General features: G+C 54.3%; 25 protein-coding genes, 4 tRNA genes and 1 other RNA gene. 15 read left to right on the forward strand and 15 right to left on the reverse strand.

Features of this window, described 5'->3' with window-relative positions:
* Nucleotides 1-9: 9 nt before the first annotated feature.
* Entirely contained in the window at nt 10-363 is a 354-nt protein-coding gene (locus RAC65_RS09590) for a YfeC-like transcriptional regulator (protein ID WP_033740792.1), read from the forward strand.
* A 128-nt stretch (nt 364-491) separates the two neighbouring features.
* Here RAC65_RS09590 and gltX read toward each other — a convergent pair whose 3' ends face one another.
* On the reverse strand, nt 492-1,910 hold the full coding sequence (gene gltX, locus RAC65_RS09595; RefSeq protein ID WP_058707734.1) for a glutamate--tRNA ligase: 1,419 nt from the start codon (nt 1,908-1,910) through the stop codon (nt 492-494).
* 269 nt (nt 1,911-2,179) lie between these two features.
* Between gltX and RAC65_RS09600 the strand changes: the two genes are divergently transcribed.
* The 6 genes from RAC65_RS09600 (at nt 2,180) to RAC65_RS09625 (ending at nt 3,378) form a co-directional block, all read left to right on the forward strand.
* Nucleotides 2,180-2,255: transfer RNA gene (locus RAC65_RS09600), tRNA-Val, on the forward strand.
* Between the two features lie 47 nt (nt 2,256-2,302).
* Nucleotides 2,303-2,378 (forward strand) — tRNA-Val (locus tag RAC65_RS09605).
* A gap of 41 nt (nt 2,379-2,419) precedes the next feature.
* Nucleotides 2,420-2,495 (forward strand) — tRNA-Val (locus RAC65_RS09610).
* Between the two features lie 4 nt (nt 2,496-2,499).
* Nucleotides 2,500-2,575: transfer RNA gene (locus RAC65_RS09615), tRNA-Lys, on the forward strand.
* Between the two features lie 31 nt (nt 2,576-2,606).
* Nucleotides 2,607-2,739, forward strand: a non-coding RNA gene (locus tag RAC65_RS09620) — RtT sRNA.
* A gap of 285 nt (nt 2,740-3,024) precedes the next feature.
* Nucleotides 3,025-3,378, forward strand: a complete 354-nt coding sequence (locus RAC65_RS09625) for a FlxA-like family protein (RefSeq protein ID WP_006117791.1) — start codon at nt 3,025-3,027, stop codon at nt 3,376-3,378.
* On the opposite strand, the gene RAC65_RS09630 is transcribed toward RAC65_RS09625, so the two are convergent.
* Entirely contained in the window at nt 3,375-4,295 is a 921-nt protein-coding gene (locus RAC65_RS09630; RefSeq protein WP_033740794.1) for a LysR family transcriptional regulator, read from the reverse strand. The two genes, RAC65_RS09625 and RAC65_RS09630, sit on opposite strands and share 4 nt — an antisense overlap.
* A 95-nt stretch (nt 4,296-4,390) precedes the next feature.
* Here RAC65_RS09630 and RAC65_RS09635 point away from each other — a divergent pair, with 95 nt between their 5' ends.
* Complete coding sequence (locus RAC65_RS09635; protein WP_006117793.1) at nt 4,391-5,398, forward strand: bile acid:sodium symporter family protein; 1,008 nt, start codon at nt 4,391-4,393, stop codon at nt 5,396-5,398.
* Nucleotides 5,399-5,441: 43 nt separating this feature from the next.
* On the opposite strand, the gene RAC65_RS09640 is transcribed toward RAC65_RS09635, so the two are convergent.
* From RAC65_RS09640 to zipA, 3 genes are all read right to left on the reverse strand, one after another.
* A complete protein-coding gene (locus RAC65_RS09640; protein ID WP_375096670.1) occupies nt 5,442-5,660 on the reverse strand; it encodes a DUF3820 family protein in 219 nt (72 codons plus the stop codon).
* A gap of 1 nt (nt 5,661) precedes the next feature.
* Nucleotides 5,662-7,680: an NAD-dependent DNA ligase LigA gene (gene ligA, locus RAC65_RS09645; protein WP_375096634.1), complete on the reverse strand. Its 2,019-nt coding sequence runs from the start codon at nt 7,678-7,680 to the stop codon at nt 5,662-5,664.
* Nucleotides 7,681-7,747: 67 nt separating this feature from the next.
* On the reverse strand, nt 7,748-8,746 hold the full coding sequence (gene zipA / locus RAC65_RS09650) for a cell division protein ZipA (protein WP_375096635.1): 999 nt from the start codon (nt 8,744-8,746) through the stop codon (nt 7,748-7,750).
* 218 nt (nt 8,747-8,964) lie between these two features.
* Between zipA and cysZ the strand changes: the two genes are divergently transcribed.
* The 5 genes from cysZ (at nt 8,965) to crr (ending at nt 13,920) form a co-directional block, all read left to right on the forward strand.
* Nucleotides 8,965-9,732 (forward strand): sulfate transporter CysZ, encoded by a 768-nt coding sequence (cysZ, locus tag RAC65_RS09655; RefSeq protein ID WP_375096636.1) that lies wholly within the window; start codon nt 8,965-8,967, stop codon nt 9,730-9,732.
* 141 nt (nt 9,733-9,873) lie between these two features.
* Nucleotides 9,874-10,842 carry a cysteine synthase A gene (cysK, locus tag RAC65_RS09660; protein WP_033740801.1) on the forward strand — a complete coding sequence of 323 codons (969 nt, stop codon included), beginning with the start codon at nt 9,874-9,876 and terminating at the stop codon, nt 10,840-10,842.
* Between the two features lie 390 nt (nt 10,843-11,232).
* On the forward strand, nt 11,233-11,490 hold the full coding sequence (gene ptsH, locus RAC65_RS09665; protein WP_003848868.1) for a phosphocarrier protein Hpr: 258 nt from the start codon (nt 11,233-11,235) through the stop codon (nt 11,488-11,490).
* Between the two features lie 159 nt (nt 11,491-11,649).
* Nucleotides 11,650-13,377: a phosphoenolpyruvate-protein phosphotransferase PtsI gene (gene ptsI, locus RAC65_RS09670; RefSeq protein ID WP_006117799.1), complete on the forward strand. Its 1,728-nt coding sequence runs from the start codon at nt 11,650-11,652 to the stop codon at nt 13,375-13,377.
* Nucleotides 13,378-13,419: 42 nt separating this feature from the next.
* A complete protein-coding gene (crr, locus tag RAC65_RS09675) occupies nt 13,420-13,920 on the forward strand; it encodes a PTS glucose transporter subunit IIA (protein ID WP_006117800.1) in 501 nt (166 codons plus the stop codon).
* Nucleotides 13,921-13,980: 60 nt separating this feature from the next.
* Here the strand turns inward: crr and RAC65_RS09680 are convergent, their stop codons facing one another.
* The 10 genes from RAC65_RS09680 to RAC65_RS09725 form a co-directional block, all read right to left on the reverse strand.
* Nucleotides 13,981-15,330, reverse strand: a complete 1,350-nt coding sequence (locus RAC65_RS09680) for an ATP-binding protein (protein ID WP_006117801.1) — start codon at nt 15,328-15,330, stop codon at nt 13,981-13,983.
* A complete protein-coding gene (locus tag RAC65_RS09685; protein ID WP_006117802.1) occupies nt 15,327-16,007 on the reverse strand; it encodes a response regulator transcription factor in 681 nt (226 codons plus the stop codon). The genes RAC65_RS09680 and RAC65_RS09685 overlap by 4 nt, the downstream gene beginning before the upstream one ends.
* Nucleotides 16,008-16,172: 165 nt before the next feature.
* Nucleotides 16,173-17,054 (reverse strand): cysteine synthase CysM, encoded by an 882-nt coding sequence (gene cysM / locus RAC65_RS09690; RefSeq protein WP_033740803.1) that lies wholly within the window; start codon nt 17,052-17,054, stop codon nt 16,173-16,175.
* A 115-nt stretch (nt 17,055-17,169) separates the two neighbouring features.
* Complete coding sequence (gene cysA / locus RAC65_RS09695; protein ID WP_006117804.1) at nt 17,170-18,258, reverse strand: sulfate/thiosulfate ABC transporter ATP-binding protein CysA; 1,089 nt, start codon at nt 18,256-18,258, stop codon at nt 17,170-17,172.
* Complete coding sequence (cysW, locus tag RAC65_RS09700; RefSeq protein WP_006117805.1) at nt 18,248-19,123, reverse strand: sulfate/thiosulfate ABC transporter permease CysW; 876 nt, start codon at nt 19,121-19,123, stop codon at nt 18,248-18,250. Before cysW ends, cysA begins: the two co-directional genes overlap by 11 nt.
* Nucleotides 19,123-19,956 carry a sulfate/thiosulfate ABC transporter permease CysT gene (gene cysT / locus RAC65_RS09705; RefSeq protein ID WP_110268148.1) on the reverse strand — a complete coding sequence of 278 codons (834 nt, stop codon included), beginning with the start codon at nt 19,954-19,956 and terminating at the stop codon, nt 19,123-19,125. Before cysT ends, cysW begins: the two co-directional genes overlap by 1 nt.
* Nucleotides 19,956-20,972, reverse strand: a complete 1,017-nt coding sequence (locus RAC65_RS09710; RefSeq protein ID WP_054633371.1) for a sulfate ABC transporter substrate-binding protein — start codon at nt 20,970-20,972, stop codon at nt 19,956-19,958. The genes cysT and RAC65_RS09710 overlap by 1 nt, the downstream gene beginning before the upstream one ends.
* A gap of 207 nt (nt 20,973-21,179) precedes the next feature.
* Nucleotides 21,180-21,800 carry an RpoE-regulated lipoprotein gene (locus RAC65_RS09715; protein ID WP_033740806.1) on the reverse strand — a complete coding sequence of 207 codons (621 nt, stop codon included), beginning with the start codon at nt 21,798-21,800 and terminating at the stop codon, nt 21,180-21,182.
* Nucleotides 21,801-21,863: 63 nt separating this feature from the next.
* Nucleotides 21,864-22,325: a DUF2919 domain-containing protein gene (locus tag RAC65_RS09720; RefSeq protein ID WP_033740808.1), complete on the reverse strand. Its 462-nt coding sequence runs from the start codon at nt 22,323-22,325 to the stop codon at nt 21,864-21,866.
* Nucleotides 22,315-22,740, reverse strand: a complete 426-nt coding sequence (locus RAC65_RS09725; RefSeq protein WP_375096637.1) for a GNAT family acetyltransferase — start codon at nt 22,738-22,740, stop codon at nt 22,315-22,317. Before RAC65_RS09725 ends, RAC65_RS09720 begins: the two co-directional genes overlap by 11 nt.
* A gap of 209 nt (nt 22,741-22,949) precedes the next feature.
* On the opposite strand from RAC65_RS09725, the gene amiA reads away from it, so the two are divergent.
* Nucleotides 22,950-23,795, forward strand: coding sequence for an N-acetylmuramoyl-L-alanine amidase AmiA (gene amiA, locus RAC65_RS09730; protein WP_033740810.1), 846 nt, complete (start codon nt 22,950-22,952; stop codon nt 23,793-23,795).
* Between the two features lie 48 nt (nt 23,796-23,843).
* Entirely contained in the window at nt 23,844-24,758 is a 915-nt protein-coding gene (gene hemF / locus RAC65_RS09735) for an oxygen-dependent coproporphyrinogen oxidase (RefSeq protein ID WP_033740812.1), read from the forward strand.
* Nucleotides 24,759-24,809: the final 51 nt, after the last annotated feature.

A 24,809-nucleotide genomic window follows, 5' to 3' on the forward strand; every position in this document is an offset into this window, starting at 1 on the left:
GACAGCATCGTGAAAAAGGAATGGCTTACTCCGGAAGAACTGGCAATCGAAACGGGCTACAGTCGGCAGACGGTGAACAAATGGATCAAACGCGAGAACTGGACGACGACGCCAAAACCCGGCGTTCAGGGCGGAAAAGCGAGACTGATCCACATTGATGAGCGCGTAAAAAGCTTTATTCAGTCGACACGTAATCTCAATGAACCTACAGGCAATTATACTCCTCCACCTAATTCATTACCTGCGTTATTAATAAGTTCTGTCCAGCAAATGAGCCAGAATGAACAGGATCAACTTATGGCCCTGATTTTGCGGGAAGGGATAAAAGGTGTGCTTGAGCGTCTGGGCATTCGTGAAGAATAAGAAAACCGGAAGCGCGAGGCTTCCGGTTTTTTTGCGCCGCTGACAATCACGTCCCGCGGCTCAGACTTTAGTCGGGTGTTGTCAGTAAGTGTCCTGATAACATCACCGCCAGCCGTCAAAAAGAAAGATTATTCGCTCTGCGCTTCGCGCTCAGCAATAAAGGCCAGCGCTTTCTCAATACGCTCAACGCTACGGCTGCGGCCAATCGCTTCGACCGTCACATCCAGTCCCGGTGACTGCCCTGCTCCGGTAACGGCTACACGCAATGGCATACCGACTTTACCCATACCGACGCCTAACTCATCGGCAGCCTGCTGGATAGCGGCATGCACCGTTTCGGCATTCCAGTCAGTCAATGCAGCCAGTTTATCGCGAACCAGTTCCAGTGGCTGGCGGGCGACCGGACGTAAATGCTTTTTCGCGGCATCCGCATCGAACTCTGTGAAGTCCTGGTAGAAATAGTGGCAGGATGCCGCCATCTCTTTCAGCGTTTTGCAACGTTCCCCCAACAGCGTAACGAGTTTCGCCAGCTCCGGGCCGGTACGTGTATCAATATTTTGCTGTTCGATGTGCCATTGCAGATGCGTGGCAACGTACTCAGGTGGCAGCGCATTAATATAATGATGATTTAACCACTGCAGTTTTTCCGTATTAAAGGCGCTGGCAGATTTGCTCACCGCGTCCAGGCTAAACAGCTCTGTCATTTCTTTAACGGAGAACACTTCCTGATCGCCATGGGACCAGCCTAGACGCACCAGATAGTTGAGCAGCGCTTCCGGCAGGTAACCATCATCACGATACTGCATAACACCGACTGCACCATGGCGCTTAGACAGTTTTTTACCGTCATCGCCCAGGATCATGGAAACATGCGCGTAAACCGGTACCTGAGCCCCGATGGCTTTCAGAATGTTGATCTGACGTGGTGTGTTATTGATATGGTCTTCACCGCGCACAACATGCGTAATGCCCATATCCCAGTCATCAACCACGACACAGAAGTTGTAGGTTGGCGAGCCGTCGGTACGGCGAATAATCAGGTCGTCCAGTTCCTGATTACTGAATTCAATCGGGCCACGAATCTGGTCATCAAAAATGACCGAGCCTTCCTGCGGGTTACGGAAGCGCACCACATGAGGCTCGTCTGCGGCATGGTGCTCGTGGCTGTCGCGGCAACGCCCGTCGTAACGCGGTTTTTCACCGTTCGCCATTTGGGTTTCACGCAGCGTTTCGAGACGCTCTTTAGAGCAGTAGCATTTATAAGCCGTGCCTGCTTCCAGCATTTCATCAATGACGGCGTTGTAGCGATCAAAGCGTTTGGTCTGATAATACGGGCCTTCATCCCAGTCCAGACTCAGCCAGTTCATACCGTCCATAATGGCTTCAATGGCTTCCGGTGTTGAACGCTCCAGATCGGTATCTTCGATGCGCAGCACAAACTCGCCCTGATGATGACGAGCAAAGAGCCATGAATAGAGTGCGGTACGAGCACCGCCTACATGTAAAAAGCCAGTAGGGCTTGGCGCGAAGCGAGTTTTGATTTTCATTCAGTATTGCCTTAAATGCGCGGGTTCTTGTCTGGATGACAAAAAACAGGTTAGACGCGAAAACAGTGCGCACATTCTAGCACCTGATGATGAATCCTCAATGCATGCAACGTAGCAGAGCGGCAGCAAAGCCCGCATTTCTGCTAAGAAAACCAGCATATTGGATAAAATCCCTGCGAGATGTTTAAAATTAAACCGAACGCACAATTAAGTTTTAAAAAGCGTTGACTCAAAATCAACTATCCCTATAATGCGACTCCACACAGCGGGGGTGATTAGCTCAGTTGGTAGAGCATCTCCCTTACAAGGAGGGGGTCGGCGGTTCGAACCCGTCATCACCCACCACTCTTAAGAAGGTTTAAGATGGCCCGCAGTGACAAGAGATAAGATATGGGTGATTAGCTCAGTTGGTAGAGCATCTCCCTTACAAGGAGGGGGTCGGCGGTTCGAACCCGTCATCACCCACCATATCTTAGTCAGATGACACTCTTGTGAAGCAGTACCGAAGTGGGTGATTAGCTCAGTTGGTAGAGCATCTCCCTTACAAGGAGGGGGTCGGCGGTTCGAACCCGTCATCACCCACCACTTCGGGTCGTTAGCTCAGTTGGTAGAGCAGTTGACTTTTAATCAATTGGTCGCAGGTTCGAATCCTGCACGACCCACCAATGTAGAAAGGCGCCCTAAAGGCGCCTTTTTGCTATGCGCAAAAAGTGCAGGATGAGAACCTGCTGCAGGTTCGACTGAATCGCACAGCGATTCAGGCTGATGCGCCAGCATCACCCGAAGGGCGAGGCCCGCCGGGCCGAAGGCTATCCTGCACGACCCACCAAATTCAGGAAAAAGCGCCTTATGGCGCTTTTTTCGCTTCTGCGCTCCGCTGCCTGACGTGCGGAATGAGACTCTGCCGCAGGTTCAGTTACCCGCCCTGCTTTTTCCCACTGCCGAAATAATGAAACCAACAGCCGTATCCGCCACCGTTACCCGTCTACTCAACTGAATGGTAAGGACTAACGTTAATCTGTAAAAAACTTTTCGTAAATTTAACATTTTGAGGCATTAAGCTTTTGCCGCGCACATCCGATAACCTAAAACGTCTAATTGCAAGGAGATCATCATGACAACTATTTCAACCAGCACACCGAGCATCGGCAGTGGCTCAACGTCAGATACGACAAGCGCCTCATCAGACACGGCAGCACAAATTGCCAGTCTGAATAAGCAGATTTCGCGCCTGAACGACCAGTTAAAAAGTCTGGGCGATGATAAAACACTGACCACCGAAGAAAAGAAGAAGCAGCAGGATACTATCAAAGCGCAGATTCAGGTTTTAGAAGCGCAAATCCAGCAGCTGCAACGCAAAGAGCAACAAAAAGCCGAAGCGAAACAGGCGGAAAAAGAAGGTAAAACCGTGTCAGCCGACGGCGTCAATCGCCCTACCCAAAATAATCAGCTCGACGTCTATATTTAAAACGCAGGACTGGAAGCACGTTGTTGCGTCAGCAGAGCTCCCTGCTGACGCACCTCCTGCCATATGGCCTCGCCCGCAGGCGTTAACGAGCGATTCTTGCGCTTAATTAATGTCAGGCTGCGATTGATCTCAGGATAGAGACGTCTTACCGTTAACGCGCGCCCCGCAGGAAGCGGTAACGCCAGCGCGGGTAAAATGCTGATCCCGATACCTGCATCCACCATAGGAAACAGCGTGGCCGGATGACCGATTTCCTGAACCACATTGATACTGATGTTCTGCTGACGTAACGCCGCGTCAATTAATATCCGGCTGCCCGACGCATAATCCTGAAGCACCATCGTACGTCCCTCCAACATCGGCCACCTTGCCTGCCCGACCTCAGCAAGCGGATCATCCTCCCGGCACAGCAGTAAAAAGGGTTCATCCAGTATGGCGCAGCAGTCGAATTCACTGTCATTCAGCGGGCCAATCACAATGCCAAAATCGACTTCGGCGTGACGTACGCTCTGAAGCACGGCCTGCTGCACCCGATCGTGCAGGATGATCTTTATTTCCGGGTAGCTCTGCTGACTGGCGGCAAGGCATTGCGGCATCAGGTGGGCTGAGATCGTCTGACTCGCCGCGATGCGTACCGTACCACTGCGTTGTTCGCCATAGCTACGAATATCCAGCAGCGTGGTGTTTATCTCTTCCAGCAACCTTTCCATACGTGAAGCCAGCTGCTGCCCGGCTTCGGTCAGCACCACCTCGCGCGTCGTGCGATCCAGCAAGCGGACGCCCGTTTCCGCTTCCAGCTCTTTAATGCTGTGGCTGACCGCAGACTGACTCAGCCCAATCGCCTGCCCTGCCTGGCTAAAGCCACCATAATGCGCAACGGCCACAAAGGTGCGTAACTGACGTAGGGAGTAATTCATTAATTTCTCGCATAGATTCATTTAATAAATCAATTTTATTTCTAAACCCTCATCACGCACAATCACTCCAGACTTAATTTAACCGGATTTTAACGATGGGATTTCTCCGTATTGACCCGATGATGATCAAGCTGATCATCACTGTACTTCTGGCCTCTTTCATTCCGGCGAGAGGCGGCTTCGTGGACTTTTTCACGTACCTGACCACCGCCGCCATCGCCCTGCTGTTCTTCATGCATGGTGCCAAACTGTCACGCGAAAAAATCATCGCAGGCAGCAGCCACTGGCGGCTTCACCTTTGGATCATGTGCAGTACGTTTGTTATGTTCCCGGCGCTGGGGCTGCTGATTGTCTGGTGGCATCCGGTTAACGTCGGCGCAGAAATTTATACCGGCTTCCTTTACCTCTGCATTTTGCCTGCCACCGTCCAGTCGGCCATCGCGTTCACCTCAATGGCCGGCGGCAATGTGGCTGCGGCTGTGTGCAGCGCATCGGCATCCAGCCTGTTAGGTGTTTTCGTCTCCCCGCTGCTGGTTAATCTGGTGATGGACGTCAACAGTAACGGACCAGGCGATGGCCTTGAGCAGGTGGGTAAAATCATGCTGCAACTGTTAGTGCCGTTTGTTTTAGGTCATCTGTCACGCCGCTGGATTAGCGGTTGGGTGGAAAGGAACCGTAGCCTGATTGGCATCACCGATCAGACGTCCATTCTGTTGGTGGTTTATTCCGCGTTCAGCGAAGCGGTGGTGAACGGCATCTGGAAACGCGTCGGGATTGATACGCTGCTGTGGATTCTGGCGGGCTGCATTCTGCTCCTGACGCTGGTGCTGATTATTAACTATCTTGCTGCGCGCCTGTTTGGCTTCAGTCGTCCCGATGAAATCGTGGTGTTGTTCTGTGGCTCGAAAAAGAGCCTGGCGAACGGCGTGCCGATGGCCAATATCCTGTTCCCCGCCAGCGCGGTGGGTATCATCGTCCTGCCACTGATGATTTTTCACCAGGTTCAGTTGATGGTGTGCTCGTTTATTGCCGGACGCTACAAGCGAACCAATGCGTTGCAGGCGGAGAAAAGCAAAGCGGCTGTCGTGGAATCGCAGAAATAACGGAAACACGTTCAGACACGCGGCCTCATGCGAGGCCGCGAACTCAGTCACCACGCTTTAAAGGTTTAACTAACCCTTCCAGCCCTTCTATTTTTATCGCCAGGGTAAGCTGCATCAGCTCCCCCAAACGACCAGCCGGAAACTCGCCGCTGCGGGCGAACCAGAGCAGATAGAGCTCTGGCAAATCAATCAGCATCCGGCCTTTATATTTGCCAAACGGCATAGCCGTATTCGCAATCTCGACCAGCGCCTGCTTATCCATCTCAGGCACCGAGTCGCCGGATCATTTCGGCTTCATCAATGATCTCAATGCCCAGCTCCTGCGCTTTTGTCAGCTTCGAACCCGCAGCTTCTCCTGCGATCAGCAAATCGGTTTTTTTCGATACGCTGCCGCTGACTTTGGCACCGAGTTCGATCAGTCGCGCTTTGGCATCGTCCCGGTTCATCTGCGAGAGTGAGCCCGTTAACACTACGGTCTTGCCTGCAAACGGACTGTCGATCTCGCCGGGGTTCACCGCCACCACCTGGGACCAGTGGATACCGATATCTTCAACCAGCTGCCGGATCACCTCGCGGTTGCTCTCTTCTTCCATGAAGTGCCGCACGTGCTTCGCAACGACCGTGCCCACATCCTGAACCGCAATCAGCGCGTCCAGATCGGCATCCATGACCTTTTGCAGATCGCCAAAATGACTGGCCAGGTTTGCCGCCGTGGCTTCGCCGACTTCGCGAATACCCAGCGCATAGAGGAAACGCGCCAGCGTAGTGGATTTGGCTTTTTCCAGCGCGTCGACCACATTCTGCGCCGACTTCGCGCCCATACGATCTAACCCGGTCAGGGTTTCACGGCTGAGCCGGAACAGATCGGCCGGGGTTTTGACGTACTCTTTCTCGACCAGTTGATCGATAATCTTGTCACCCATGCCGTCAACGTCCATGGCGCGCCGCGACACAAAATGCTTCAGCGCTTCTTTGCGCTGTGCGCCACAGATTAAGCCACCGGTACACCGCGTGACCGCCTCGCCCTCAACGCGTTCAACATCGGAACCGCATACCGGGCACTGAGAGGGAAACACGATCTCACGGGCATTGTCAGGCCGTTCGCTGGTTACAACGTTGACCACCTGAGGAATCACATCGCCGGCACGACGAATCACGACTTTGTCGCCAATGCGCAGGCCAAGACGTTCAATTTCATCGGCATTATGCAATGTGGCATTGCTGACCATCACGCCTGCCACCTGAACGGGTTCCAGCCGGGCAACAGGTGTAATAGCGCCCGTCCGCCCCACCTGGAACTCGACGTCACGCACAATCGTCATCTGCTCCTGCGCAGGAAACTTGAACGCCACGGCCCAGCGCGGCGCGCGCGCGACAAAGCCCAGCTTTTCCTGCAATTCCTGCGAATCGACTTTAATCACCACGCCGTCGATATCAAAACCCAGCGTGGCCCGCTCTGATTCAACCTCATGATAAAACGCCAGCGCTTCATCGGCGTTCCGCACCAGACGAATACGGTCGCTGACCGGCAGGCCCCAGGCTTTGAACTGTTGCAGTCGCGCCATGTGGCTGCGGGGCATCTCGCCCCCTTCCAGCAGGCCCAGTCCATAGCAGAAGAACGTTAGCGGTCGTTTCGCGGTGATACGGGGATCCAGCTGGCGCAACGAGCCCGCTGCCGCATTGCGTGGATTGGCAAAGACTTTGCCCTCTGTACGGCGCGCCTCGGCATTGAGTTTTTCAAAGCCGCTTTGCGTCATAAACACTTCTCCCCGCACTTCTACTCTGGCGGGAATATTGTCCCCTTTGAGGCGCAGCGGAATGGCACGAATCGTCCGCACATTCGTCGTGATATTTTCGCCTGTTGTGCCATCGCCGCGCGTCGCCGCGCGCGTTAATAAGCCATCTTCATACAACAGGCTGACCGCCAGGCCATCCAGTTTGAGTTCACAGCAATAGGTGAGATCGTCGGTGCTTTTCAGACGATCCTGGACGCGCTTATTGAAGGCCCTGAAACTGGCTTCATCGAACGCGTTATCCAGTGACAGCATCGGCACTTCATGGCGTACCTGCTCAAATACCATCAACGGGGCGGCCCCTACGCGCTGCGTGGGAGAATCAGGCGTGATCAGATCAGGATGCTGTGCTTCCAGATCCCGCAGTTCCCGCATGAGGCGATCGTATTCCGCATCCGGCACTTCCGGCGCGTCCATAACGTGATACAGATATTCGTGATGGCGCAACGTGGTGCGCAGTTCAGTGATGTGTTCCTGGACGGATTTCATATAACCCCATCAGATAAAAAACCCCCGACAGGCGGGGGTTCATCATAATAATTTGAAAAAGTGTGGATTACTCGCGGGATTCGACCACATCGCGGATACGCGCTTTGTAGGTTTCCAGCTTTTGCGGCGTCATCATCCGGCGTTCGTCATCCAGTACCACACCGCCCACATCGTCCGCGATACGCTGCGCGGACTGTAGCATCAGCTTAAAGTTCTGATTCGCATCGCCATACGACGGCACCATCATGAAAATGGAGACGCCGGGCGTGGTGAAGTCGGTCATTTCGTCAGGATTGAAGGAACCGGGTTTCACCATGTTAGCCAGACTAAACAGCACAGGACCGCTGCCTGCCGGGCTGAGATGACGATGGAAAATGTTCATTTCACCAAACTGAAAACCGGCCTGCAAAATGCCCTGTAGCAAGGCTTCACCATTCAGCTGACCGCCTGAGTGCGCCGCGACATGCAGCACAAGCACCGCTTCTTTGGGCTTACTGCTGGTCTGCGGACGAGGTTCAGGTTGTTTCGGCTGCGGCGGCGGACTGACCACCTCAGGCTCTGGCTCATAGTCAGGCTCAGGTTCGGCCTGATAAACAGGATTGGGCTGAACGCTGTCCAGCGGATCGCTATCCAGCAACGGATCGGCCTGAACCGGCGGTGCGGTAAAGGCTGGTGGCTGGCGAGTCGGTGCAGGCCGTTGTGGCGCACGTTCCGGTTGCGGTGCCGGGTCAAAAAGAGGATCGCTTTCAGGCTGCGGCGCAGAAGGCTGACGCGGGCGCTCCTTAACAGGCTCACGCCGCACTTCAGGCTGTGGCTCGCGGATGTCGTCAAAATGAGGCTCCTGGTGCCCGCGCGTATTACGCACACGCACATCACCGACGCCGTCATCAACGTCGTCGGTCAGCGTCTCATCATCATGTTCATCACGTTGTTTCAAACGTTTGTGCGGGCGATCGCGGAAGACTGAAGAGCGTTCTTTACGGCTGGTCCACAGTCCGTGAATAAGAAGCGCTATAATGGCGATCGCGCCAACAACGATTAATATCAGACGCAAATCCTGCATCATTGTATTCTCTGTTGTTCCAATACCTTGCCACCGCGGCAAACTTTATTCTCTAACTGTATTTGCCCTGCCAGATAAGTGCAAGTCTGTGCAGTATTTTCTCACAAATAAGATAGCTCACCGCCACTTTTTCGCTGTTTTTTTACCCAAACGGCACCTGGTCAGCAGAAAAAGCCAGGTTATAGTAGGCGCGCCTTAACATCTTCAGGAGAACTGGCTCGATGGCTGTGAATAATTCCGTTTCCTCTTTTAATGGCGTGCACTATTTTAGCCAGGGCTGGAAGCTAATCAGGTTACCGGGCATACGGCGCTTCGTCATCATCCCCTTGCTGGTCAACATCCTGCTGCTAGGCGGCGCCTTTGTCTGGTTATTTTTCCGTCTTGACGAGTGGATCCCCAAACTGATTTCGCATGTGCCGGACTGGCTGCAATGGCTCAGCTATGTGCTGTGGCCGCTGTCGGTGATTTCGGTGGTGCTGGTGTTTAGCTATTTCTTTTCAACGATAGCCAACCTGATTGCCGCGCCGTTTTGCGGCCTGCTGGCGGAACAACTTGAGGGGCGGCTGACGGGTAAACCACTGCCTGACAGCGGCTGGCTGGGCATGGTTAAAGACATGCCACGCATCATGAAACGCGAATTACAAAAGCTGGGCTACTACCTGCCCCGCGCACTGTGCCTGTTATTACTTTATCTGGTTCCGGGTTTTGGGCAGACGGTGGCACCCGTGCTGTGGTTTATGTTCAGCGCCTGGATGTTGTCTGTTCAGTATTGCGACTATCCTTTCGATAACCATAAAGTCAGTTTTCAGCAGATGCGTCATGCCTTACGCCAGCACAAGACAGCCAATATGCAGTTTGGCGCGCTGGTGAGCCTCTTTACAATGATTCCCGTGGTGAACCTGGCCATTATGCCGGTCGCCGTGTGCGGGGCCACCGCGATGTGGGTTGATCGCTACCGGGCGAACCTGGCTCGTGAAAGCCTGCGCTGAACATATCAACTACCCTTATGCAATTTTTGGCAGCTCTTATCGCCATGAGACATATAGATATATGATTTCTTTCCTTCCGCCACGGGGCAGAACAGGTATGCTCAGAGGGTTCCCAATAATTCATACAGTTAAGGACAGGCTATGAGTAAGATCTATGAAGACAACTCTTTGACAATTGGTCATACGCCGCTGGTTCGACTGAACCGCATCGGTAACGGCCGCATCCTTGCGAAGGTTGAGTCGCGTAACCCGAGCTTCAGTGTGAAATGCCGTATCGGTGCCAACATGATTTGGGACGCAGAAAAACGCGGTATTCTTAAGCAAGGTATTGAACTGGTTGAACCGACCAGCGGTAACACCGGTATTGCATTAGCCTACGTGGCCGCCGCGCGCGGTTACAAACTGACGCTGACCATGCCGGACACCATGTCTGTTGAGCGCCGTAAGTTGCTTAAAGCCCTGGGCGCAAATCTGGTCCTGACCGAAGGCGCAAAAGGCATGAAAGGCGCGATCGCCAAAGCCGAAGAGATCGTGGCCAGCGATCCCGACAAGTATTTGCTGCTGCAGCAGTTCAGTAACCCGGCCAACCCGGAAATTCACGAGAAAACCACCGGTCCCGAAATCTGGGAAGACACGGATGGTGAAGTGGATGTGTTCATTGCCGGTGTGGGGACCGGCGGCACGCTGACAGGCGTAAGCCGTTACATCAAAAACACCCAGGGTAAGAAATCCTTGATCACCGTGGCCGTAGAACCCACTGACTCACCGGTGATTGCGCAGGCGATGGCGGGCGAAGAGCTCAAACCCGGCCCGCATAAGATTCAGGGGATTGGCGCGGGCTTTATTCCGGGTAACCTGGATTTGGCGCTGATCGATTTAGCTGTCGGCATCACTAATGATGAAGCGATCGCCACGGCCCGTCGCCTGATGGAAGAAGAAGGCATTCTGGCCGGTATCTCTTCGGGTGCCGCCGTTGCCGCCGCGCTGAAGTTGCAGGAAGATGAAGCCTACGCCAACAAAAACATCGTTGTCATTCTTCCTTCTTCCGGTGAGCGCTATCTCAGCACCGCGCTGTTCGCCGATCTTTTCACGGAAAAAGAGCTGCAATAGCCCGTAGTTCGCCCTGGACAAACGCTTAAAAAGCACCCTGACGGGTGCTTTTTTGTGGCGCAGATCTCACTTTTACCATGCAGCCAATTGATTTCAGTCGTGTGGCTCTGGTATTTAGACTGCCAATTATTTCGATGCCTGAAATTAATCCTCCTTTGAAGTGGATCAAGCTGAATCAAGTTTCAGATTTAGTGAAAGGGCGAATCACGGCATAATTACCCGGTGACGTGCTCAACTCGTGTTTTGACACGCAGCGGGAATGAAACACTCATTCAAGCGCATTTGTTCGATTGTAAGTTGTATACCCGCGCACCTACACAGGCTAAAGTTACGGCTCCAGGCTAGACTTTAGATCCATAACACTCATCCTGAAAACGTTGGGGAAATAGAATGTTCCAGCAAGAAGTTACCATTACCGCACCAAACGGACTGCATACTCGCCCTGCTGCGCAATTTGTCAAAGAAGCTAAAGCCTTCCAGTCAGAAATCACCGTGACCTCCAACGGCAAATCGGCCAGCGCCAAAAGCCTGTTTAAGCTGCAGACTCTGGGTCTGACTCAGGGCACCGTTGTCACACTTTCTGCGGAAGGTGAAGATGAGCAAAAAGCCGTAGAGCATCTGGTTAAGCTGATGGCGGAACTGGAGTAATCTCCTTTCTGCTCCGCTTAAAACGACTCTTCTGCGCCATTGTGTGCAACATCTTGATCGCGGACAACCTGTCCGCGTTATTGCTTTCGTAGAGTACGTGTCACACGACTATGGCAACGCAACGAGTCCAGTCAGCCATCGTGATAAAAAGGTAGGGTTATGATTTCAGGCATTTTAGCATCACCAGGTATCGCTTTCGGCAAAGCTCTGCTGCTGAAAGAAGACGAGATCGTCATCAACCGTAAAAAAATTTCAGATGACCAGGTTGAGCAGGAGGTTCAGCGCTTTCTGCAAGGGCGTAGCAAAGCGGCTGAGCAACTTGAAGCCATTCGTATCAAAGCCAGCGAATCCCTGGGTGAAGAAAAAGCAGCCATCTTCGAAGGCCACATTATGTTGCTGGAAGACGAAGAGCTGGAGCAGGAAATCATCGACCTGATCAAAAAAGATCACGCCACTGCTGATGCTGCTGTGAACTCCGTCATCGACGCCCAGGCAAAAGCCCTGGAGGAGCTGGACGACGAATACCTGAAAGAGCGTGCGGCAGACGTGCGTGACATCGGTAAGCGTCTGCTGCAAAACATTTTAGGTCTGCACATTGTCGACCTGAGCGCAATCCAGGAAGAATCTATTCTGGTGGCGAAAGATTTAACGCCATCCGAAACCGCACAGCTGAATCTGAAAAAGGTGCTGGGCTTTATTACCGATTTGGGTGGCCGTACCTCGCACACCTCAATCATGGCACGCTCGTTAGAAATCCCGGCGATTGTCGGCACCGGTAACGTGACCGCCACCATCAAAAACGGCGATTTCATCATTCTGGACGGGGTGAACAATGCGATTCACGTTAATCCGTCTGAGGCAGTTCAGGAAGAGCTGAAAGCGGTTCAGAATCAGTATCTGTCTGAAAAACACGAGCTGGCGAAGCTGAAAGATCTGCCGGCTGTTACGCTGGATGGCCATCAGGTTGAAGTCTGCGCCAACATCGGTACGGTACGCGATATCGCCGGTGCCGAGCGCAACGGCGCAGAAGGTGTTGGCCTGTACCGCACTGAGTTCCTGTTTATGGATCGCGACTCACTGCCGACCGAAGAAGAGCAGTTTCAGGCGTATAAAGCGGTCGCAGAAGCCATGGGATCGCAGGCCGTGATCGTCCGTACCATGGATATTGGCGGTGATAAAGACCTGCCTTACATGAACCTGCCTAAAGAAGAAAACCCGTTCCTGGGCTGGCGCGCCATCCGTATTGCGATGGATCGTAAGGAAATTCTGCATGCACAGCTGCGTGCTATCTTACGTGCCTCTTCTTTCGGTAAGCTGCGCATCATGTTCCCGATGATCATTTCGGTTGAAGAAGTGCGTACGCTGAAAGCGGAACTGGAGCTGCTGAAAGCGCAGTTACGCGAAGAAGGTAAAGCGTTTGACGAGTCAATCGAAGTGGGCATTATGGTGGAAACGCCTGCCTCTGCCGTGATTGCACGTCACCTGGCGAAAGAAGTCGACTTCTTTAGCATTGGGACAAACGATTTGACGCAGTATACTCTTGCAGTAGATCGTGGTAATGATTTGATTTCGCACCTGTATAACCCGATGACGCCTTCGGTACTGAACCTCATCAAGCAAGTCATTGATGCGTCTCATGCTGAAGGTAAATGGACTGGCATGTGTGGTGAGCTGGCAGGTGACGAACGTGCTACACTACTGTTACTGGGAATGGGGCTGGACGAATTCAGCATGAGTGCCATTTCTATCCCTGGCATCAAGAAAATTATTCGTAATACACATTTCGAAGATGCGAAGGCGTTGGCAGAGCAGGCACTGGCTCAACCTACGGCGGAAGACTTGATGAACCTGGTGAACAAGTTCATTAAAGAAAAAACGCTCTGCTGATCCACGAGATGCTGGCCCCAAATTACTGCTTAGGAGAAGATCATGGGTTTGTTTTCTAAACTTTTTGGCGAAAAAACAGATAGCGCTGGGACAATTGATATCGTAGCGCCTCTGTCTGGCGAAATCGTGAATATTGAAGACGTACCAGATGTGGTGTTTGCAGAAAAAATCGTGGGTGACGGTATTGCGATCAAACCAAGCGGCAACAAAATGGTTGCGCCGGTTGATGGGACTATCGGCAAGATTTTCGAAACCAACCATGCCTTTTCAATCGAATCCGATAATGGCATTGAGCTGTTCGTGCATTTCGGCATCGATACCGTCGAACTGAAAGGCGAAGGCTTCAAACGCATCGCCGAAGAAGGTCAGAAGGTTAAAAAAGGCGACGTGGTGATCGAATTCGATCTGCCGCTGCTGGAAGAGAAAGCAAAATCCACACTGACCCCTGTTGTCATTTCCAATATGGATGAAATCAAGGATTTGACAAAACTGTCTGGTCAGGTCGTCGTGGGTGAAACCCCGGTGATTCGCATCAAAAAGTAATACACAAACGGCACCTCAGGGTGCCGTTCTCTTATGCTTCTATGCTTCACGTCTCTGCGCTTAATGCGGCTGCCAGCGGGGCAAACGCAGTGTCAGCTCCAGTCCGCCTTCAGGCCGGTTAACCGCCCTGACCTCGCCATGATGCGCCAGGACCACTTTACGCACAATTGCCAGCCCCAGCCCGTAGCCTTTACCCAGTAACGGCGAATTGACCCGGACAAAGGGATCAAAGATGCTGGACAGCTTATTCTCATCGACGCCTGGCCCCTGATCCCGCACCTGAATCGCCAGCCACTGTTGCTCAACCTGCAGGCTGACCTCAATGCGCTGACCCGGCAGCGAAAAGCGTAAAGCATTACGCAGCACGTTCTCAATGCCTCGCCGGCATAACTCAGCATTCCCGCGTACGGTATGATCGGCCTGCTCATCAACGTTAAACACGACCTCGACGCCGGGGATCTGCGCTTCATAACGGAGATCGGTAACCACCGCCTCTAATAAGCCGGCCAAATCAAAATAGTGTTCGCCCGGCACACTTTCATGCTCGGCACGCGCCAGGGTTAACAGTTCACCAATCATCTTATCCAGCCGCTGTGCCTCTTCGTCGATGCGATCCAGCGAGTCATTCACGTTTTCTGGCCGCTGTCGCGCCAGGCCCGTTGCCAGCTGCAGACGGGCAAGCGGCGAGCGCAGTTCATGAGAGATGTCATGAAGCAGGGCTTCACGGGCACGCACCAACGTGTCCAGGCGTTCAACCATGGCATCGAACGCCTGCGCCACGCTGGAGAGCTCGTCATGACGCTTACGCAGCGCAGGATAGAGCCTGATGCTTAAATCGCCATTGGCTACCCGCGAAAAACCTTCACGCAGTTGTCGCATAGGGCGCGTCAGGTTCCATGCCAGCAGCAGGCTAAACAGCAACCCCACAGACCCGGCGAAAATGAACATGGGCTCAGGAATATTCAGGAAATTATGTGGCCGCCCCTCCCGGCTCATTGTGCGTATTCCTTTCAGATCGTACAGCAGCTCATAGCTCTTGCCGTCCGGGCTCTGTGCCTGGCGCACAAGATGGTCGGGAAAAAAGGATTTTTCGGGCGTTTCGGGCGCAAGCGGCGGTGCCTCTGCGTTGCGGAGATTATCCAGTGCGCGTACATGCAAAAATGCCCGATCTTCCGGGGCCCACTCCGCCATCATCGCATCCAGCGCTGACGGGCCGCCCCGCTCCAGCACCGACACGGCTGACGCCATCAGCGCGTCAGCCAGCCGCTGGGTGACCAAATATTCAGGGGGATGATGCCGCGTACCGGAAAGTGAGAAACCCAGCCAGATCAGCTGACTGATAATCAGGAAAACCAGCCAGAACCCCAGCAGGATTTTCCAGAACATGCGCCCACGGTAAGTTTGATTCATCGAATGCGATAACCAATGCTGCGAACGGTTTCGATGGTGATGCTGTCGGCGGTGAGCGCGCTGAGCTTCTGACGGATATTACTAATATGCACATCCACGCTGCGATCGTACGCTTCACGCGGTCGTCCCAGGCCTTTCTCAGACAGCTCGTCTTTCGTCACCACCCGGTCCGGTGAGCGCAGCAGCAAATCCAGCAGATTAAATTCAGAGGCGGTCAGATCAAAGGCTTTCCCCTGCCATTCCGTCACGCGGTTGGCCGCATTGAGTGTTAACTCTCCCCATTGCAGCGTCTCTTTTTTATCCTGCAGAGGCGCATGCTCTTCAATCCGACGCAGTACGGCACGCAAGCGCGCCACCAACTCACGGGGATAACACGGCTTGGGCATATAGTCATCGGCCCCCATTTCCAGGCCGATAACCCGATCAATATTGTCGCCCTTGGCCGTCAGCATAATCACCGGCAGACGGCTTTGCTGGCGCACCTGCCGCAGGACATCGGTGCCGCTCATATCCGGCAGCATAATATCCAGAATCATGGCGCTGTACTCACCGGACAGCGCCCCCTGCACACCGGCAGTGCCGGTTAACACCAGTTGCGTATCAAAGCCTTCCGTGATCAGATACTGGCTCAGCATCGTGCCTAATTCTACGTCGTCATCTACCAGCAGGATTTTCATTGTTATCTCTCTTACGTCACTGGCGCTATTTTGAACCGGGCCAGCGAAACGCGCAGCCAGTTTTACGCGATCCTTACAGATGCCAGTAAGCTTAGCCAAATAAACAAGACTCAGGCAGCCGACGGCGCAGCATAAGCCTTCAGAGGGCGTAATGGCTGCGTGGCGTTACTGATAAACGCCGGTAGAGAGATAGCGATCGCCACGGTCACAAACAATGGCCACCACGACGCTTCCAGGATGGGCGCTGGCAATACGCAGTGCGCCCGCGACCGATCCGCCTGAGCTGACGCCGCAGAAAATACCTTCACGCCGGGCCAGCGCCCGCATGGTCTCTTCGGCTTCCTGCTGCCCCATATCAATTACCTCATCCACCAACTCGGGCCGGTAAATGCCGGGCAAATACGCCTGAGGCCAGCGGCGAATCCCAGGAATGCTACTGCCTTCTTTAGGCTGCAGGCCAATCACTTTCACGCCCGTCTTATGTTCTTTTAAAAACCGCCCTACGCCGGTAATCGTGCCGGTGGTGCCCATACTGGAGACAAAATGCGTCATGCGCTGATTCGACTGGGTCCACAGCTCCGGTCCCGTGGTCTGGTAGTGGCCCAGTGGATTGTCTGGGTTATTAAACTGGTCCAGCACCGTTCCCTCACCGCGCGCCGCCATCGCCTGGGCTAAATCACGCGCGCCCTCCATGCCCTGCTCCCGACCTATCAGGACTAACTCGGCCCCATAGGCACGCATCGCATCCTGCCGCTCCTGGCTCATATTATCCGGCATCAGTAAGCGCAACCGGTAGCCTTTCATCGCCGCGATCATCGCCAGCGCGATACCGGTGTTGCCACTGGTGGCCTCAATCAGCTGATCGCCCGGTGTTATCTCGCCTCGCCGTTCCGCCTGATGAATCATCGACCAGGCTGCGCGATCTTTGACGGAACCGGCGGGGTTGTTGCCCTCCAGTTTCAGCCAGATCTCACTGCCATTGTCAGGCGTCAGGCGCTGTAACCTGATAAGCGGTGTATTACCGATTGTGTGTTCCAGAGTGGTCACGGTGCATATCCTGGCGAAACGATACCGTTACGAATCAGGCCAGAGCCTGAGGTATGGCGGTATAAACATTAAAAAAGGGCGGGACATTGTCCCGCCCTGCGTGAAAAAGAAAATATCAGGCGCTGTGCGCAAAGGCAACTGCCCGCAATGGCGTGGCGCCCTGATAGAGCCGGGCCTGTTGCAGCCCGACAAACAGGCGCTCGCCGCGCAGTGGCGCGGTCTGGTCACCGTCGAACACCAGCGAGAAAGGTTCGCTCTGCCAGCCCGCAGGCTGAACGACCAACTGCCAGAAATGGCCACGCGGACTCACCTCAAGGACCTGTACCGGTAAAGGGGTTTCCAGGCTGCTTTTACGCGAAACATCAATTTCCCAGGGACGCAGGAACAGATCAACCGCGCCCTGATGGGCGGAGGTATAGCCTAACGGCCAGTGATGCGCCCCGACATGGAACTGGGAACCATGAACCTCACCGTCAAAGCGGTTAACTTCGCCCAGGAATTCCAGCACGAAGCGCGTCGCCGGATCGCGCCAGACCTCATCCGGCGTGCCCACCTGCTCGATGCTGCCCTGACTCATCACCACGACGCGGTCGGCAACTTCCATTGCCTCTTCCTGATCGTGCGTGACAAACACGCTGGTGAATTTTAATTCTTCATGAAGCTGGCGTAACCAGCGGCGCAGCTCTTTACGCACCTGGGCATCCAGCGCACCGAAAGGCTCATCCAGCAGCAGAATTTGCGGCTCGACGGCCAGTGCTCTTGCCAGCGCCACGCGCTGCTTCTGACCACCCGAGAGCTGAGCCGGAAAGCGGTTTGCCAGATGCGACAACTGCACCATCTCCAGCAGACGTGTTACACGATTTTTGATTTCGGCACTGGATGGCCGCTCACGACGCGGCAGCACGGTCAGGCCAAAGGCAATGTTGTCAAACACGGTCATATGGCGGAACAGCGCATAGTGTTGAAAAACAAACCCGACTTTACGATCGCGGGCATGCAGGCGACTGACGTCATGCTCATGAAAACGAATCTGGCCGCTGTTCTGATGCTCCAGCCCGGCGATAATTCGCAGCAGGGTCGTTTTACCGGAACCGGACGGCCCCAGCAACGCCACCATCTGGCCCGACGGGATATCCAGTGAAATATCGTTCAGCACCGCTGTGCGACCAAAGGATTTGTTGATTTGTTTAATCTCAATGCTCATGATTTTCCTCCAGTTGCAGGCGTTTGTGCTGCTGCTCTAAGCGCCACTGTACAATGCTTTTCAAAAACAGGGTCAGGATGGCCATGACGGTCAGCAACGCGGCGGCAGTGAAGGCACCCACCGTGTTGTAATCCTGATGCAGTAATTCGACCTGAAGCGGCAAAGTGTAGGTTTCGCCGCGAATGGAGCCGGATACCACAGATACCGCACCGAACTCGCCAATGGCGCGGGCATTGGTCAGCACCACGCCGTACAGCATTGCCCAGCGAATATTCGGTAACGTCACACGGCGAAACATCTGCCAGCCCGACGCGCCCAACAGCACCGCAGCCTCATCTTCATGACTGCCCTGGCTCAGCATGACCGGCACCAGTTCGCGAACCACGAACGGACAGGTCACGAAGACGGTGACCAGCACCATACCCGGCCAGGTGAACATCACCTGAATATTGTGGGCATCCAGCCAGCCGCCTGCCGGACCGTTAATGCCCCAGAACAGCAGGTACATCAGGCCAGCCACAACCGGCGAGACCGCAAACGGAATATCAAACAGGGTTAACAACAGCTGGCGACCGGGAAACGTAAAGCGGGTGACCAGCCAGGCCAGCAAGGTGCCGAAGACCAGATTAACCGGCACGGTAATCAGCGCCACCAGTACGGTCAGCCAAATCGCGTGCAGCATATCGCTGTCGGTCAGGTTACGCAGAGTCAGGCCAAGCCCGCTGTGCAGCGCTTCCCAGAAGATGGAGACCATCGGCACCACCAGCAGCAGCACCGAGATCAGCACACCCGTGCCGATAAGCAGCCATTTACCCCAGTTTACGGGCTGGCGATCGGCATGATTGAGTTGCGAAATATCGGCCATCAGTGACCTCCCAGACGACGGCCAAAGCGGCTCTGTAAGGTATTAATGGCAAACAGCAGCAGCAACGACGCCGCCAGAATGACCGACGCGATGGCGCTGGCGGCCGGATAATCAAACTCCTGCAGACGGACGAAAATCATCAGTGAGGTCACTTCTGTTTTCCAGGCAATATTGCCCGCGATAAAGATCACCGCGCCAAACTCGCCCAGGCTGCGGGTAAACGACAGCGCAGTGCCCGCCAGCAACGCCGGAGCCACTTCCGGCAGCACAACGCGACGGAAACTTTGCCAGGGCGTTGCGCCCAGTGTCTGCGCCGCCTCTTCGTATTCCGGACCTAACTCTTCCAGCACCGGCTGCACCGTCCGGACAACAAACGGGATACTGGTGAAGGCCATCGCCAGCGCGATACCAATCCAGGTGTAGGAAATCTTCATGTCGAAATGAGCAAACCATTGACCGTACCAGCCGTTTACCGAAAACAGACCGGCCAGGGTTAACCCTGCGACGGCGGTTGGCAATGCAAAGGGCAAATCCATTAAACCATCCAGCAGCGCGCGACCCGGGAAGCGATAACGCGTTAAAACCCAGGCCATCAGCATGCCAAACAGGGCATTGAACAATGAGGCAACGCCGGCCGACAGCAGCGTCACTTTATAGGCTGCAATCAGCTGGGGATTGGTCACCACGTCCCAGTATTGCTGCAATGTCATCTGCGACAACTGCATGATGAGGGCGCTGATGGGCAGCAGCAGAATCAGGCAGGTAAACAGCAGACTGGTGCCCAGGCTCAGGCCGAAACCGGGCAAAACACGTTTTTGGCTGGCTGCAAACATTATCCACGCCCCGCCGCTAACAGTTGATCCAGTTCACCGCCACTTTCGAAATGGGTTTTCATAACGTTATTCCAGCTACCAAATACGTCTTCAACCCGAAACAGCTGTGTGGCTGGAAAGCGATCTTTTTGCTGCTCCATCAGCTGCGGATTGTTCACGCGATAATAAAAGTCCGTAATGATTTTCTGTGCCTCGGGCGAATACAGCCAGGTCAGATAAGCCTTCGCCGCGTCGGCTGTTTTATTGTGTTCAACGTTTTTATCGACCCAGGCGACGGGGAACTCCGCCAGGATATCGGTTTTTGGCACCACGACTTCGTAATCCTCTTTACCGTACTGATTACGAATGGTGTTGACCTCAGATTCGAAGCTGATCAGCACATCCCCTAAGCCGCGTTCAGCAAAGGTGGTGGTGGCGCCGCGTCCGCCTGTGTCGAAAACCTCGACGTTTTTCAGAAACTGTGTCATCCAGGCGCGCGTTTTTGCCTGGTCGCCGCCGTCCGCTTTCTCTGCGGCACCCCAGGCGGCAAGATAGGTATAACGCCCGTTACCCGAGGTCTTCGGATTCGGGAAAATCAGCTTCACGTCGTTACGGGTTAAATCGGACCAGTCATGAATCTGCTTAGGGTTACCCTTGCGAACCAGAAACGCCATGGTGGAATAAAACGGTGAACTGTGATTCGGCAGGCGCGTTTGCCAGTCGGCCGGGATCAGTTTGCCTTTGTCATGCAGCACCTGTACATCCGTCACCTGATTATAGGTCACCACATCGGCACGCAGCCCTTGAAGGATGGCCAGCGCCTGTTTAGAAGAACCCGCATGCGACATTTTGATGGTGAGTTTATCGTCCGGATGTTGCGCATCCCACTGGCTGACAAAAGGCGCGTTCAGGGCGACGAACAGTTCACGTGAAACGTCATAAGAGCTGTTTAACAGCTCTGTGGCGTGCGCGGCGCCAGCAAGGCCCAGCGACAGCGCGATTCCGCTCACGATTTTTTTCATCGCTTTGAAGGTCATGGTTCACCCTGAAGAAATTTGATGCAGATCTCATCCGCAGATACAGCAGTTTATTTATAACTCAGCGTAAACCCGTAACGGTTTTATATATCGTTTGTTGATTTCAAAGTCGAAAAAGGCATAAGGCGGCGGGAAAAGAATGCGCAAAAACAGAATTGGGTTGGCAGGGCGCACTGAACGCCCTGCGGGAGGCAAAAATTACGGGGCTTAACGCTGCCAGACGAACTTGCTGAGTTTCCAGCTTTTCAGCGTGTCATCGGCGGGCAGTAATCCTTCCGGACCGTGCCAGGTCCCGCTGTAAACGTAGCGCAGATGCGGGCTGCCAGGCACACGGCATTCGACGTCATGATTGTCTAACCCGGCAGCCACAATGCAGTTATTAAAGGCTTTGTCATATCTGGCGCTAAACGCATCGCCAATTTTGCTGCCGTCGGCACTGGCAATGTCGTTGTCCGTCACCTCAATGCGGTCAACCTGTGACTGACCATAAATGACCAGCTTAACCTGACCGTCCTTCATCGCCTGCCAGAAGGACACCACCTGACCGTTCTGGCCACGCATGCCCTGACGCAGATCGTAGTTGCCCTTAAGCCCGTCTTTGATGGCCGATTCGTTCATCGCCGTGGCACTGTTGATCCCACCAACGCCCTGATCGCTGATCGTCAGTGAAGGACCAAACCAGTTCCATGGCAGCGCAGAAGACCAGTGGTAACTCAATGGATTCCACCAGCGTACCTGCTGGCTGCTGTTGGCGTCAGGGCCGGAGGAACTGGCACACCCACTGACCAGCATGGCCACCGTCAGTATCGTGTAACGAACAGCTTTCATGAAAACTCCTGTTAATAAATAGACCTGGGCAAAACGGATTGGAGTCGCAAAGCGACAAAAAGTTTATTCGGGATCGTGTGGCGGCAAAAAGCAGGCGCGAAGCCGGACACTGATCAGTAACCACAGCAGTGCCAGCAGATCAAACAGCGTAAACAGCAGCGGCAACGGTGAGCTGAGCAGATCGGTCTGGACGAGTTGTACGCTCTGCCAGAGCAAATTCGCCCCTAACGATACCACCAGCACCAGGCGCCAGCTGCGCCACACTCGGGGTAAACGCGACCGGTAGCCCGTGAGCAACAGCCCCGACAGCGCTGGCAGACCCAACACCAGTCCTGACCAGAACGCCTGGCGATCCGGATAGAAAAGGGCCAGAAGATCGTTTCCCTGCTGGCGTGACGCGCCAGCCATCACCAGGAGCCACCAGGTGCGCGACTGCAATAGCAGAATCAGCCAGAAAAGAAACGGCAGGCGCAGTTGCCCTTTGTCGTCGTACTCCTCAGGCGGCCAGACCGAATTAATATTCACGATCTTCGATTAAACGTTTGCCCAGCAACACCACATCGACCGTTTCATAATCCAGCTTTTCATAGAAGGCAACGACCTGGTCGTTCTCTTCCCGCACCATCAGGTGAATTTTAGGGCAACCGCACGCAATGAGTTTTTTCTCCAGGCGATTCATCAGGGCATTGGCAAAGCCGCGGCCCTGATAATCCGGATGCACCGCCAGATAGTAAGCCGCGCCACGGTGACCATCGTAACCGCCCATTACGGTACCGACGACTTCGCCCCCGACTTCCGCCACCAGAAACAGGTCGGCGTCATGATGCATTTTGCGTTCGATGTCCAGCTCCGGATCGTTCCATGGCCGTAACAAATCGCAGCGTTCCCAGAGCGTGATCACTTCTTCAAAATCTTCCTGGCGGAAGGTGCGGATTTCCATCTTCTGTACCTGCAGTTCACCTCAATTTGCTGATTATCACGCTTTCTTCGGCGGGTGCAACCCTGGCTGCTGACGGCAACGTTAAAAAAAAAGAAATTGCCTGTTACCAGGCTGAAAAACAAAGTAATAACCTGAAATGGTTGAAAGATCGCACCGGGCATAATGTTACGCTATAACACGGTGCATTATGATTGCTCAGGGACATGCACATGCACTTACTCAAACGTTTAATTCATCGTCGCCAGCTGCTGCTGTCCGGGCTGGCGCTCGCCATATTGTCCCCGCGCGCGGTGCAGGCGAAGGAACAGCAGGCTTCGCTCTCTACCCGACCCTCGTCGCCCAGGCCGCGGGTTAACAACGGCAAGCGCATCGTGATGCTCGATCCGGGCCACGGCGGTATCGATTCGGGTGCGGTCGGCGAAGAGGGTTCCGAAGAAAAACACATTGTTTTAGACATCGCCAGTAATGTGCGCAGTCTGCTGCAGTCACATCCGCGTATCGAGGTCCGCCTGACGCGTGACAGCGACCATTTCATTCCGCTCTACCAGCGGGTGGAGATTGCGCATCAGCACGGTGCGAACCTGTTTATGTCAATCCATGCGGATGGCTATACCAGCCCGGATGCCAGCGGTGCCTCTGTGTTCGCGTTATCCAATCGGGGTGCCAGCAGCAGCATGGCGCGTTACCTGTCGAAACGTGAAAATGACGCGGACAAGGTCGGCGGAGCCAACGTGGAACAGCAGGACCAGTATTTACAGCAGATTCTGTTCGATCTGGTGCAAACGGACACCATCAGAAACAGCCTGACCCTGGGCAAACACGTTCTGGACCAGATTCGCCCGGTGCATCACCTTCACAGTCAGCATACCGAACAGGCCGCCTTTGCCGTGCTGAAGTCGCCGTCCATTCCCTCGGTGCTGGTGGAAACGTCTTTTATTACCAATCCGCGCGAAGAGCAGTTGCTGGGCACGACCGCCTTTCGGCAGAAGATTGCCTCGGCTATCGCCACAGGTATCATTAACTACTTTGATGAGTATGATCGTCGAATGTCATAGTAGATCAGCTATAATCACGGCCAATTTTTACTAAGAGAAGCCTATCCCATGCCTGATATCTCCCGCGTAAAAACGTTCCTGCTGGATTTGCAGGATGAGATTTGTCGCAAGCTGACTGCCGAAGACGGTGGCGCGCAGTTCACTGAAGACCGCTGGGAACGCCCCGGCGGTGGCGGTGGACGAAGCCGTGTGCTGCGTAATGGTGCCGTGTTTGAACAGGCTGGCGTGAATTTCTCCCACGTTCATGGCGACCAGATGCCAGCTTCCGCGACGGCACATCGTCCTGAGCTGGCCGGATGCAGTTTCGAAGCCATGGGCGTTTCGCTGGTTATCCATCCCAACAACCCGTATGTACCGACCAGTCATGCGAATGTGCGCTTTTTCATTGCCGAAAAACCCGGTGCCGAGCCGATCTGGTGGTTTGGCGGCGGCTTTGATATGACGCCGTTTTACGGGTTTGAAGAAGATGCGCTGCACTGGCATCAGACCGCCTTCGATATCTGCCAGCCTTTTGGCGAGGATGTCTATCCCCGGTTTAAAAAGTGGTGCGACGACTATTTCTATCTGAAACACCGCGACGAGCAACGCGGTATTGGTGGGCTGTTTTTTGACGATATCCACGAGCCGGGCTTTGAACAAAGTTTTGCCCTTATTCAGGCCGTCGGCCGGGGCTTTCTGGACGCTTACCAGCCGATTGTGGCGCGCCGCAAGCACATGCCTTATGGCGACCGCGAACGGCAGTTCCAGCTTTACCGCCGGGGTCGCTATGTAGAGTTCAATCTGGTGTGGGATCGGGGCACGCTGTTTGGCCTGCAAACCGGAGGCAGAACGGAATCCATTTTGATGTCCCTGCCGCCCATGGTGCGCTGGGAATATAACTATCATCCTGAACCTGACTCACCCGAGGCCGCGCTCTACCGTGACTTCCTGCCGGTGAAAAACTGGCTCAACCTGCCTGAGTAATCCACGCTGCCGGCTCAGGAACGTGCCGGGGCGGCAACCCGGGTCGCCGCC

The sequence above is a fragment of the Pantoea sp. BS_8 genome, from assembly GCF_041954965.1.
Classification (GTDB): domain Bacteria; phylum Pseudomonadota; class Gammaproteobacteria; order Enterobacterales; family Enterobacteriaceae; genus Pantoea; species Pantoea stewartii.